Annotated in this window: 10 protein-coding genes; 5 read left to right on the top strand and 5 right to left on the bottom strand. The window is 66.1% G+C overall.

Annotation, left to right across the window (positions count from 1 at the left end):
- Positions 1–15: 15 nt before the first annotated feature.
- Positions 16–1251: an ArnT family glycosyltransferase gene (locus tag ACK5IR_RS07755; protein ID WP_416927580.1), complete on the bottom strand. Its 1236-nt coding sequence runs from the start codon at positions 1249–1251 to the stop codon at positions 16–18.
- 9 nt (positions 1252–1260) lie between these two features.
- Positions 1261–2262 (bottom strand): lysylphosphatidylglycerol synthase transmembrane domain-containing protein, encoded by a 1002-nt coding sequence (locus ACK5IR_RS07750; protein ID WP_416927578.1) that lies wholly within the window; start codon positions 2260–2262, stop codon positions 1261–1263.
- Between the two features lie 168 nt (positions 2263–2430).
- Here ACK5IR_RS07750 and ACK5IR_RS07745 point away from each other — a divergent pair, with 168 nt between their 5' ends.
- From ACK5IR_RS07745 to ACK5IR_RS07730, 4 genes are all read left to right on the top strand, one after another.
- Positions 2431–3666: a glycosyltransferase family 87 protein gene (locus ACK5IR_RS07745; protein WP_416927576.1), complete on the top strand. Its 1236-nt coding sequence runs from the start codon at positions 2431–2433 to the stop codon at positions 3664–3666.
- Complete coding sequence (locus ACK5IR_RS07740; protein ID WP_416927574.1) at positions 3663–4814, top strand: glycosyltransferase; 1152 nt, start codon at positions 3663–3665, stop codon at positions 4812–4814. The genes ACK5IR_RS07745 and ACK5IR_RS07740 overlap by 4 nt, the downstream gene beginning before the upstream one ends.
- A gap of 184 nt (positions 4815–4998) precedes the next feature.
- Positions 4999–6567: a VPLPA-CTERM-specific exosortase XrtD gene (xrtD, locus tag ACK5IR_RS07735; protein WP_416927572.1), complete on the top strand. Its 1569-nt coding sequence runs from the start codon at positions 4999–5001 to the stop codon at positions 6565–6567.
- Positions 6568–6747: 180 nt separating this feature from the next.
- The gene (locus tag ACK5IR_RS07730) at positions 6748–7446 is read left to right on the top strand and encodes a VPLPA-CTERM sorting domain-containing protein (RefSeq protein ID WP_416927570.1); all 699 of its coding nucleotides are present in this window, start codon (positions 6748–6750) and stop codon (positions 7444–7446) included.
- Between the two features lie 123 nt (positions 7447–7569).
- Here ACK5IR_RS07730 and ACK5IR_RS07725 read toward each other — a convergent pair whose 3' ends face one another.
- The 3 genes from ACK5IR_RS07725 to ACK5IR_RS07715 are packed head-to-tail and all read right to left on the bottom strand — an operon-like array spanning position 7570 to position 10863.
- On the bottom strand, positions 7570–8427 hold the full coding sequence (locus tag ACK5IR_RS07725; RefSeq protein WP_416927568.1) for a CpsD/CapB family tyrosine-protein kinase: 858 nt from the start codon (positions 8425–8427) through the stop codon (positions 7570–7572).
- Between the two features lie 36 nt (positions 8428–8463).
- Positions 8464–10014, bottom strand: a complete 1551-nt coding sequence (locus ACK5IR_RS07720) for a GumC family protein (protein WP_416927566.1) — start codon at positions 10012–10014, stop codon at positions 8464–8466.
- Positions 10015–10863 carry an ExeA family protein gene (locus tag ACK5IR_RS07715; protein ID WP_416927564.1) on the bottom strand — a complete coding sequence of 283 codons (849 nt, stop codon included), beginning with the start codon at positions 10861–10863 and terminating at the stop codon, positions 10015–10017. It abuts the gene before it with no gap.
- A gap of 502 nt (positions 10864–11365) precedes the next feature.
- Between ACK5IR_RS07715 and ACK5IR_RS07710 the strand changes: the two genes are divergently transcribed.
- Positions 11366–11631 (top strand): sugar transferase (locus tag ACK5IR_RS07710; RefSeq protein ID WP_416927562.1); only part of this gene is annotated, 266 nt, incomplete at its 3' end.

Raw genomic sequence — 11631 nt, 5'->3', positions numbered from 1 at the left:
CCCGGGCGATACCGGCTAGCGGAGAGCCGGCCGGCGCCCGACGATCCGGATACCGGCAAGGGCGTAGCCCGCCAGCAGCGCGATCATCGGGATGGCCGGCATGTGGTAGCGGTCGCCGACCACGATCACCGCATGGATGGCGGTGAAATAGATCCAGAGGATTACCGGAGGCGCCAGCAGCGCCTGCCACAGGCCCCGCGCGCCGGCCAGCCGCACGACCCCGGCGAGCGCGGCGGCCAGCATGGCGAACCAGTAGCCCGCCGAGACCAGCCTGAGCAACGTCACGCCCGCCGGGCCGGCGCGGCGTTCGATGGCGGCGCGGTTCCAGGCAACACCGATGGTCTCGGCCCGGTGCAGCCGGACCGCTTTCCACAGGGTGCGGGTGACGAAGGCGCCGGGCGCCTGCCGCAGATAGTCAAGCGAGCGCTCCCTGAGGATCACGGCCCGTTCCAGTTCGCCCAGGCTTTCCACGTCCGGCGGCAGGGGGGCGTATTCGCCATCGGTGCCGGGATGGTTGCCCATCCAGAAATTGGCCCAGAAATTCGTCGAGACAAAGGCCCGTTCGCCCAGCACCCGCTCGTTGCGCAGCGACCACGGGGTGACGAGCGCGAAGATCAGCCCGGTCACGAGCGCCGCCCGCAGGACCGGCCCGCCCGCCCTGCGTGGCGCCCGGCATATGGCGGCCAGGGCCAGTGTCGCCGGAATCAGCAGCGCGATCGGCCGGATATAGGTCGCAGCGGCGAGGAATATCCCCGACAGCAGAAGGAAAAGCCACCTCTGGCCGCTGTCGCGCGCCCGGTCCCATGCCCAGAGCCCCGCCAGCGAAAGGGCCATGAAGTGCAGTTCGCTGGCCAGAACCGTGACATACTGGATCGTCAGCGGCCAGAGCGCGAAGATCAGCGCCGCCAGCCGCCCCGTCGTCTCGTCGAACCAGCGCCGCCCGAGCAGCCAGAGCAGCCAGACAATGGCCATCGAGGAGGCCAGGTTGACCACGACCACCGCCAGCCCGCCGGCCCCGAACGCCATGTAGGCGGCGGCATAGATCGCCGCCGTGCCGACAGCCCAATAGGCGCTCGGCGCGTCGGGGGTGAATCCGTAGACCCCGTGTCCGGCGATGTTGCGGGCGAAGATGTCATAGGCGGCGGCGTCCGAAACCGGTTCGACCGGAATGGTCAGCGCCCAGACGAGCCGCAGCGCAAGCGCCAGCAGCAGGATCGCCGATATCTGCGGAACGCGGAGGGCAGGGGGCATGGGGTGCTCTCAGAGGGAAGCCGCCGCCGAACGCATCTCGGCGGCGGGGAAGACGATGAAGCCGATCAGCACGGCGAACCACAGGGTGGTGATGCGGATGATCGCGGTTGCCAGAATGGCGGTTTCGGTCGGCACCCCCTGCAGCATCAGCAGCGCGATCGAGGTCGCCTCGGTGCCGCCCAGTCCGCCAGGCAGCCCCGAGAGCGCGCCCGACAGCACCGCCACCAGGAAGATGGCCGCCGCCGCCGCCAGGCTCAGCGGCGCACCGAGCCAGCCGAGCAGCAGCCAGAAGGCAACCCCTTCGAGAGCCCAGCCGAAAACGCCGATCGCCAGGGCCGGATAGAGAACCCGGGCATGCATGAAGGGGTGCAGGCTGCGGATCATGCCGCGCATCCGTGCCGCCAGCCGCGGCCGGCGGCGGCCGGAGACGCGCCAGCCGGCGACCAGCAGCCGTTCCATCACGTCGGGGCGGCAGGCGACCCAGACCAGCAGCGCCGCCACCGCGACCAGCCACCAGACGGCCCCGCTGCCCAGATGCGCCGCCAGCAGCATGGCGACGATCAGCAGCACGATCGAGGCCAGTTCGATTGCCCGGTCGGCAAAGACGATCGGCAGCAGCGATGCCGGCGCCCGGCCGGTTTCGCGCCCCAGCCAGCGCAGGCGGATCAGTTCGCCCAGCCGGCCCGGCGTTGCGGTCATCGCGAAACCGCCGAAGAAGTGCCGCGCGTTCTGTATCGCGCCGGTCCGCACGCCATCGGCGCGCACCATCATGTGCCAGCGCAGGGCGCGGATCAGATAATGCGTTCCGGCCAGCGCGCAGAGCAGCCCGATCCCGCCGGTGTCGAGCCGGGCCGCCGCCGCCACGGCATCCTGCCAGCCGAAGATCACGATGCCGGCCGCCATCAGGGCGATGAAGCCGAGCAGAATCCAGCCCGTCCGCCGGGACAGGGCGCTGTCGGGCCGTCGGGATTTTCCGGTCTCGCGCATTTCCTCGGGCAACCTGCGGTTCAAAAGACGTTTCGCCGGTATGGCGGCATAATGGTTCACGGTTATGAAACGGTTTTCCCTTTACCGCAATCTCGGATGAAATGGACGTCCGGATAGCCTTACCTTGACCGTTGGGAAGGCGGCGGACTAAACGGCTGAAACTTGGGCCGGACGACGGTATGGGTCGGGATAATGGACAGGAACACATGGCGTGGGGCGGATATCGCCCTGTTTGCCGTATCGGCGGCGGTCGGCCTGTCCTATCTGGTGCTGAAGGCATGGGTCGAGGATATCCGTCTTCTGGATTTTCCCTTCATCTGGTGGGCCGGTGATCTCTGGGCCGCCGGGCGCAACCCCTACGGGCCGGATTTCCAGACCATCGATGCCGGCGTCTGGTCCGGTTATGCCTATGTGCGCGACAAGTGGTTTTTCTATCCGCCGCACTGGTGGGCGATAGCCCGCCCGGCGGCATTGCTGCCGCTGGAGCAGGCGGCGCTGCTGTGGCGGCTGTTCACGGCGGCCTGTTATCTGGGCGGCAGCCTCGTTGTGGCGCGTGCGGTGCACCGCACGCTGGGGGCGATGAGCCGGAGCCGGCTCGGCGCGCTGCTGCTCTTTGCCTGCGCCAGTTCGGCCACCGCGATTGTCCTGTCGATCGGCCAGACCACCGGAATCCTGTTCCTCGGGCTCTGCCTGTTCTGTGCCGCCTGGCTGGAGCGGTCGGGGCCGGCAATGACGGCGGCGCTGGTGCTGCTGGCGCTGAAACCCAATTTCGGGCTGGCCTTCTGGGCCTTTGCCATTGCCTCGGGCCTGTGCTGGGGCAGTATCGGGGCGGCCGTCCTGATGGGGACGGCGATCGGCCTGCCGGCCCTGCTGCCCTTCGGCCCGGTCGCGGTGCTGCGGGCCTATTTCCGGCAACTCGGACATTTCGGAGATCTCGTCGCCAATTCCCCGGCCAATACCACCGGTCTGGGCAACCTGCTGGAAAGGGCCGGCGGGATGGCCCTGTCGCCGACGATGCTGGCATTGGCGGGGGCCGCCGCCGCCGCCGCGCTCGGCTGGTGGGCCGGGCGGGCCGACAGGCGGGATCCGGCCGTGCAGGCGGCGATTCCGGGCCTGCTGCTGGCTCTGAGCCTGCTCTGCGTTTCGATGCATGTCTATGATGCAACCCTTCTGGCCCCGCTGATCGTGCTCTGCCTGCCGGCCCCGGCGGGGTTGCAGCTTGCGACCGGCCTGGGGTGTCTGATCGTCTTTCGTGCCGACAACCTGGCGGAACTGAGCGGTATCGCCGACGGGCGGGCCGGGATCTTCCCCTCGTCCCTGCTGGTATCGTGGGGCTACCTTGGACTGGCCGTCGCGGGCGCGGCGATCCTGGCTGCCGCGCTGCGCCGCCGGCCCGCTCCACAGGCCCTGGAAAGGGGGGCGGAATGAACCGGATTTCGCGCCGTGACACCGGCGGCAACGGGGGGGTTGCCCGGATTGTCGTCACCGCGCCGGTCAGCATCGTCGTGCCGACCTACCGCGAGGCCGAGAACATTCCGGCCCTCATCGCGCGCATCGATGCCGTCCGGGCGGCACACGATCTCGATGTCGAACTGATCTTCATGGACGACATGAGCCGCGACGGCAGTGTCGAGGCCGTGGCCGCCGCCGGCCGTGACTGGGTGCGGATCGTCGAGCGCGAAGGCGAACGGGGCCTGAGCCCCGCCGTGCTGGACGGTTTCCGCCTGGCGCGGCACCCGGTCCTGATCTGCATGGACTGCGATCTGAGCCACCCGCCCGAGGTGATCCCGCAGATGATTCTGGCACTGGAAAGCGGCCAGGAATTCGTCATCGGGTCGCGCTATGTGCCGGGGGGATCGACCGATGACGACTGGGGCTTCGGCCGCTGGCTCAACAGCCGGGTGGCCACGCTTCTGGCCCGCCCGCTGACCGCCGCCCGCGACCCGATGTCGGGGTTCTTCGCCCTGCGCAGGGCGGATTTCGACCGCGCCCGGGATCTCAACCCGATCGGCTACAAGATCGCGCTGGAACTGATCGTCAAGTGCCGCTTCGAGAATGTCGGCGAGGTGCCGATCCATTTCAGCGACCGCCTGCACGGCGAAAGCAAGCTGACCCTGAAGGAACAGCTGAGATACATCCAGCACATCCGGCGCCTGTATCTCTACCGGTTCGCCCAGATCATGTATCTGCTGCAGTTCCTTGTCGTGGGGGCCTCGGGGATGGTGGTGAACCTGTCCGTCCTGTCGCTGCTGAAGTGGATGGGGCTGCCGAACGCCGTCAGCCTCGCCGGGGGGATCGGGGTGAGCGTGGTGACCAACTTCCTGCTCAACCGGCGCTTCACCTTCAGCTACGCCCGCGACCGCAACCCCTGGGGGCAGTTCGCCGGCTTTCTGGCGGCATCGCTGATGGGGATCGTGGTGAACTACGCGGTGGCGCTCTATCTGGACCGGAACGTGCTGCCCGAAACGCCCTATTCGCTGCATGTGGCGGCGCTCGCCGGGATCGCCTGCGGGACGGTCTTCAACTTCCTCGGCAGCCGCTACATGGTCTTCCGCAAGCGGTACATCCATAAATAGGAGACGGCATGGCGCCCCGGACGATTACCAAACGTGAACGCTCCGATAGCGGATTCGGCCCTAGAATGGTGGCGCCACAGGCCGTGGGCGGGTATGAAACGCGGGTTGAGTAATTCAAATCGTATTGATCGCAGGAACGCAGGTTATGGTGGAAACGGGAATTTCAGGTGGACGGTCCGAAGGATTGAGGGCCTATTCCCATTGGGGGATGTTCTGGTTCGTCGCGGCGGTGATTGCCGCGGTCTGGTTCTTCAATCCGGGGTTCACGACCCTTTTCGAGGCATGGCAGACACCCGAATACAGCCACGGCCCGCTGATCCCCGTCCTGTCCTTCATTCTCTTCCTGCGCCATCTGCGGGAGGTTCCGGTCAGGCTGGGGCCGATACAGGGAAGCTGGCCCGGCGCGCTGGTGGTGCTGGCCGCGGTGCTGCTGGGGGCGGCCGGGCGGCTGGCCAACATCGGCGATATCGTCGCCTATTCGCTCATCGTCTGGGTCGGCGGGCTGCTGCTGATCTCCTTCGGCTGGCGCGAAGGCTGGAGATTCTGGCCCTCGGTCCTGCATCTCGTCTACATGCTGCCGCTGCCCGGCGTGCTCTATTACAAGCTGTCGGCCTGGCTGCAGCTCGTCTCCTCGGACATGGGGGTGTCGCTGCTCAGGATGATGGGGGTACCGGTCTTTCTCGACGGCAACATCATCGACATGGGCGTCTATACGCTTCATGTGGCCGAGGCCTGCTCGGGTCTGCGCTACCTGTTCCCGATCCTGAGCTTCTCCTACATCTTCGCCATTCTCTACCCGGGGCCGAAATGGCACAAGGCGGTGCTGCTGCTGGCGGCGGCGCCGATCACCATGTTCATGAACGCGGTGCGCATCGCGGTGGCCGGCCTTATCGTCCAGTACTGGGGGCTCGAACATCTCGAGGGGTTCAGCCATTTCTTCGAGGGCTGGGTGATCTTCCTTCTCTCGGTGATCCTTCTGTTCATCCTCGCCCGCCTGCTGATGCTGCTCAGCTTCCACGGCGATGGCTGGCGGAAGGAGGCGCTGGATCTCGATCTGTCGGGGCTGCTGCCGCAGGCGGCGCGGATCCGCAACATATACCCCTCGCCGGCGCTGATGGCCGCGGCGCTGATTCCGCTGGCCGGGGCGCTCTATTTCGCCCAGATGCCGGAACGCGGCGAGATGGCGGTGGAGCGCGAGCCCTTCGTTCTCTTCCCCCATCAGGTCGGTGTGTGGGAGATCGGGCGCTCCCGGAGCCTGCCCCCGGATGTCGAACGCAGCCTGGCGGCGGACGATTATCACCAGGTCTCCATGTTCCGCGACGGCGATCCCGCCACGGTCGAGTTCTTTTCGGCCTGGTATGCCGATCAGTCCAGGGGCGGGGTCCATTCGCCCGAGATCTGCCTGCCGGGCGCCGGTTGGGAGATATCCAGCCTCGAACGGGTCGACATCGGCGGCGAGCTTGGCGTGGAGACACCCTTCAACATCAACCGGGCGGTGATCCAGCGCGGAATGGTGCGCCAGATGGTCTATTACTGGTTCGATCAGCGCGGGCGCAAGGTGGCATGGGACTTTGCCGCCAAGGCCTGGCTGGTAATCGACGGTGTCCGGACCGGGCATACCGACGGTGCCCTGGTGCGGCTGACGACCCCGGTGCTGCCGGGAGAATCCGACGAGGCCGCCGAGGCCCGGGTCCGGGAGGCGCTGATCGCGCTGCTGCCCGTCCTGCCCCGTTTCCTGCCGGAGGCCGATTGAAACCTTTCCACGGTGGACGGACGAAGGTTCGTGAAGCGCGGCGCTGCGTGGCCTGCGGAGCGCCAGCCAAAAAAATTGCGACGGCCGATCAGATCGCTGTTGAAAATCCTAACAATCTGTTAAAATGTCGCGAGAAGTGCCCGAAGCGGGCATGTTGAAGAGTGAATTGGAGAAAAAAACATGATCAAATCTCTTAGAAACGCCCTGCTTGCCGGGGCGGCAGTATTGACCACGGCCGGCATGGCTTCGGCCCTGTCCATTTCGGGCGGCACCGGCGCGACCATCGGGTCGGCTCTTTCCAATGGCAACGATGTCGTGGCGCCGCTGCGCTCGACGACGATGGCATCGCTGCTCGCCGGCACGACCGGTTACTTCGGAGCGGAGATCGTGGATCTCGTCGGCCTGGCCGGCAACGAGCGGTATCGCTTCGAGCTTTTCGCCCATGAGGCGGCTTTCGACAACGCGCTTACCTTTGGCAGCACGGTTGCCTTCAGGAACAGCGATTCGGTCGGCGCGGTGGTGATTCCCCAGAATGGCCCGCCCGCCAATGTCGCGAGCAGCCTGAGCGCGCCGCTGGCTTCCTACGACAGCACGACGCTTGCCTTTTCGATGATCGGCGATCTCGGAGCGGCGGCAAACGGATCCAACCCGGATGCTTCGGGCGGCGGTGCGGTCGGTCCCAACTTCTATGCCGTGGCGACGGATGGCGGCATCTGGCTTTTCCTCGACGATGCCGGCGCCTTTTCCGATGACAACCACGACGACATGGTTGTCCGGATCAGCGTCGCCACCGTTCCGCTGCCCGCCGGCGCCTGGCTTCTGGGCACCGCGCTGCTCGGCATGGGGGGCGTTTCCCTCCGCCGCAGAAAAGCCGCGTAAGAGATCGTCGCATAGCGCGACAGGAAACCGGCGAGGGTCCCCTCGCCGGTTTTTTCGTGTCTCGGCATGTCGCAAGCGGGCCTGTCCGGGCTTTCGGCCCCCGCGGCCCGGGCGGGCGGCCGTTCAGTTGTAATAGCCCTTGCTGTCGTAGCTGTAGGCGCCCCTGGTGTAGCGGCACTTGTTCAGGATCACCCCCATGACCTGGGTCAGTTCCTCGATCTGGCGGATGGTGACCTCGATCTCGGCCATGGTCGATTGCTCCGCCGCGACCATCACAAGCGCGGCATCGGTATTGCCGAGAAACCCGAAACTGTCGTCGATCGCCATCATCGGCGGCAGATCGATCAGAACGAGATCGGGCGCATAGGTGGCCTCGATCGTGGCGATCTGCTGGATGGCCGCCTGGCTCTGCAGCAGTTCCGACGGCGCATGTGCCGGGCCGTTGTTCAGCCCGAGGGCGACGTTGTCGCCGATCCGGCAGCCGTGTTCGGCGAAGGGGATTCGCCCGGTCAGCACGTCCTCCATGCCATGGCGGGGTTTCTGCCCGAGGATTTCGGCCAGTTTCGGACGACGGAGATCGAAGTCGAGCACCATGACCCGGATGTCCGCCTGGCGGGAGAATGCAAAGGCGAGGTTGGCCGCCGCCGTGGTCTTGCCGCAGCCGCTGGTCGGCGAAACGATCCCGATGCGGCGCCACCCGTTCATCCGGACCTGATGCAGCATCCGGGTCCGCAGAAGATCGTAGGGGGCCGCGCCGCGCCCCCTGTCGACCGCGATCAGACGGTTGCGCCGCAGCGCCGGGGCGGTTGAATCCAGCGGTTCGAGATCGTCCCACAACGTGGCTGGCGCCGGCGTGGCCGGAGCGTTGCGCAGCGGACCGGCGGCGCCGGGTGCCGCGGGCGCTGCGGCGGGGGCAGGCTGATGGGCGGCTTCGGCGCGTTGCGCCCGCGCTTTCTGGATAGCCAGTTGCAAACGGTCCATGTCAGCGCTCCTTCCGGCGGGCGGTCTTGTTCGGGGTCACAGGCGCACCCCCAGTCTGTTCATCACCTTGTCGGCGATCAGGTCGAGCGGGAGATAATAGAGGTGCACCAGATAGATCGCGACCGGCACGCCCACCAGGATGATCAGGAGAAGCGACAGTTTCAGGCTGCGTTCCACCACAAGCTGCCGCTGCGTCTGGACATAGGGGATGGTGGCGATCGGCATGACCTCGAACCAGGAGACGATATCCTCGGGGCGTTTCGGCGAACGGTTGAGGAATTCCAGCAGGAAGACCAGACCGCCCCCGCCGGCGATGCCCAGCAGGATACCGGCCGCCGCGATCTTCTTGCGGTTCGGTTTCGTCGGCTCGTCCGGCACCGTCGGCGGTTCCACCACCGTGATCCGCTGGCCGCGCGACATGACCTCGATCCGCTCGCCGGTGCTTGCGCGCGCCAGATTGGCCGCCGCCTGAGTGTACTGGTTCTGGATATTCATCTGCTCCCGGAGCAGGCCTTCGAGAACCACGCCGTTGGCCGGGGTCTGGCCGATCGCAATGTCCAGTTCCGCCACCCGGGCCTCCAGTTTCCGTTTCTGCTCTTCGAGGATCGAGATCTGCGATTCGATATCGGCAAGCTGGATGCGGAACGAGGCGTCCGTGGGGCCGGCCGGCGCCTCGCCCGGCGTCGCGCCGGAGCCGGCCTGCGTCTCGGCTTCGACTGCGGCTTTCGCCTGCTCGACCTGCGCGCGCAACTGGCGGACACGCGGGCTCGTCTCGCTGTAGATTCCCTGCGCCTCGAGAAGCTGCATCTCCAGTTGCCGGAGCCTTTGCTCGCGCGGCGTTGCCGGCAGGCCCGCATTTGCAACCGAGCCGGTCGTCTCGTAGATCAGCTGCAGCTGCTTGCGCTGGTTTTCCAGCGACGTGACATTGGCGTCGATCCGCGAGATCCGCTCCTGCATGGAGGCCCTTTCGGACATCTGGAAATCCAGCGTCTCGGGCAGGGCGCCGGAATGCGCGTTCTTGAATTCCAGCACCTTGCGGCTCGTCTCGTCGAGCTGTTCGTTGAGTTGCGTCGCCTGCTGCTGGAAGAAATCCAGGGTCGATTCCGCGCGGCCCGTCCGGAACCGCGATTCCTCTTCGAGGATCAGCGACAGATAGGAATTGAGAACCGCGGCGGCGATCGGGGCCCGGTAGGCCTCGAAGCGGATCGCCATCACGGTGGCCTGTCCGGACCCGGACTGGCTCCGGATCTGGGTATGCGCCCGCATCGCCTGCACGATCTCGTCCGGGCTCATCTTGTCCTGATCCGGAAACACCCGGTGCTGGTGCGCGATATCGAGCAGGTTCTCCCGCGTCATCAGGCGCTGCTCGATGATCTGCAACAGTTCCGGCGCCGGCGTGGCGACGGTCGATCCCGCCAGATCGTCGGGGATCTGCTGGGATTCCACAAGCATCCGCACCTCGCTGACATAGGCCGGCGGCAGGGTCAGCGCGATGGTGACCGCCACCGCGGACATCGCCACGGCGATGACCAGAAACCAGTGAAAGCGCCGCAGGAACCGGGACAGATAGAACCTCAGATCGTCCATTCAGCCATCAACCTCTTCATCGGCGGCGTCGTAGAAGAACACGCCGTCTGCGATCACTTGGGCGACATCGTCCGCCGAGACAACCGTTTCCTCGGCCGTCCATGCATATAGCATGGCGAAATCGGCCAGCTGGTTGATCAGCCGCGGCACCCCCCGCGTGCGTTGGTAAATCCTGACGATCGCCTCCGGCGCGATCTCGCCGCCGGTACCGCCGGCCATGCGCAGCCGGTGCCGGATCAGTTCCGCCGTTCCCGCCTCGTCCAGCCCGGCCAGATGGAAGCTGGCGGAAACCCGCTGGGCCAGCTGGCGCATGTCGGGGCTGCGCACGATGGCGCGCAGCTCGGGCTGCCCGACCAGGATGAGCTGGATGATCTCGTCCCGGTTCGAATTGATATTGGTCAGCATGCGCAGCTCTTCCAGCCGGTCCCGGCTGAGGTTCTGCGCCTCGTCGAAGATCAGCACCACCCGGCGGCCGGCGGCATATTCGGCGATCAGGAAATCCTGCAGCTTGCGGAAGTTCTGCACGTAGCTCGCGGTTTCGTCGAAGGGAATGTCGAGCGCGTGCAGCGCCCATTGCAGCAACTCGCCCCGGTCGCCCTGGGCGTTGGAGATCAGGCCGACCCGGAACTCGGCCGGCATGTTCTGCAAAAGCGCATGCACCAGCGTCGTCTTGCCCGCCCCCACCTCGCCGGTGATCAGCGTGATCGGCGCCCGCGACATCAGCCCGTATTCGAGCACCGAAAAGGCCCGCTGGTGCTGCGGCGACCAGAACATGAAGGCCGGATCCGGCAACAGGGTGAACGGTCTTCGGGAGAGGCCGAAGAACGGTGCATACATCTCGTCCGACATGTCGGATCGTTCCTTCCGAGGTCGCGCCGGGTCCGGTATCGCGCGCTGCGCCAGGTTCCCGCCGCCAGGTGGCGCGGCATGGGTAACTGAAAAATTGCACAACATCAAAATACCTTCTCCAGACGACACATGTCGGCGCACCTTGTCGCGATCCGGTCCGGGCCCGGCGCGCCGCTCATCCTATGCGGGAAGCCTGCGGGGCCGATTGCCGGAACCGCACCCCGGCGCGGACGATCCGAATCGCCCCTGTCGTGGCGGGCCATGGCGGGCATGTCTTCGCGACTCGGCGGCGCGCGTGAGAGATGGCCTTTTGAGTATCCCAAGGACAGTCAGGATAACCCGACCTTATAAGTCCGGCTTCAGAGGGTAATATGGTTTATGTTGAGTAAATGAACGCGGTCGCGGCAATTTTTCTGTGCCTTTCCTGAAAATTTGATACTATTGGGGGGTGCATAGAAAAGTGAGGCGGATTTGCCGCCGTTGACGATTCAGGAGATTATTTATGCCCCAGGATTTTTCGGAGCAGATCAACCCAAAGGCGATTCCCGCCGTACTCCTTCCCAGACCCCGACTCTACGCCCATTTCGGCAAGCGCCTGCTCGATATCCTGCTGGTCGTCGCGACCGCCCCGATCACCGTTCCGCTGGTCCTTCTGATGGCGCTGGCCGTGCGTCTCGAGGGTGGCCCCGCCTTCTTCCGCCAGGACCGCATCGGCCGCGACGCGCGGGTCTTCCGCCTGCTCAAGCTGCGCACCATGGTGCCGGACGC

It is taken from the genome of Tropicimonas sp. (assembly GCF_047971885.1).
Classification (GTDB): Bacteria; Pseudomonadota; Alphaproteobacteria; order Rhodobacterales; family Rhodobacteraceae; genus Tropicimonas.
The sequence above is the reverse complement of the archived record's forward strand: the minus strand, read 5'-3'. Positions and strand labels throughout refer to the sequence as shown.

Excerpts from the sequence above, each read along its gene's own strand:
- ACK5IR_RS07740 (WP_416927574.1), top strand. The coding sequence starts at position 3,663 with ATGAACCGGATTTCGCGCCGTGACACCGGCGGCAACGGGGGGGTTGCC.
- ACK5IR_RS07725 (WP_416927568.1), bottom strand. The coding sequence starts at position 8,427 with ATGGACCGTTTGCAACTGGCTATCCAGAAAGCGCGGGCGCAACGCGCC.
- ACK5IR_RS07745 (WP_416927576.1), top strand. The coding sequence starts at position 2,431 with ATGGACAGGAACACATGGCGTGGGGCGGATATCGCCCTGTTTGCCGTA.
- ACK5IR_RS07730 (WP_416927570.1), top strand. The coding sequence starts at position 6,748 with ATGATCAAATCTCTTAGAAACGCCCTGCTTGCCGGGGCGGCAGTATTG.
- ACK5IR_RS07715 (WP_416927564.1), bottom strand. The coding sequence starts at position 10,863 with ATGTCGGACGAGATGTATGCACCGTTCTTCGGCCTCTCCCGAAGACCG.
- ACK5IR_RS07720 (WP_416927566.1), bottom strand. The coding sequence starts at position 10,014 with ATGGACGATCTGAGGTTCTATCTGTCCCGGTTCCTGCGGCGCTTTCAC.
- ACK5IR_RS07755 (WP_416927580.1), bottom strand. The coding sequence starts at position 1,251 with ATGCCCCCTGCCCTCCGCGTTCCGCAGATATCGGCGATCCTGCTGCTG.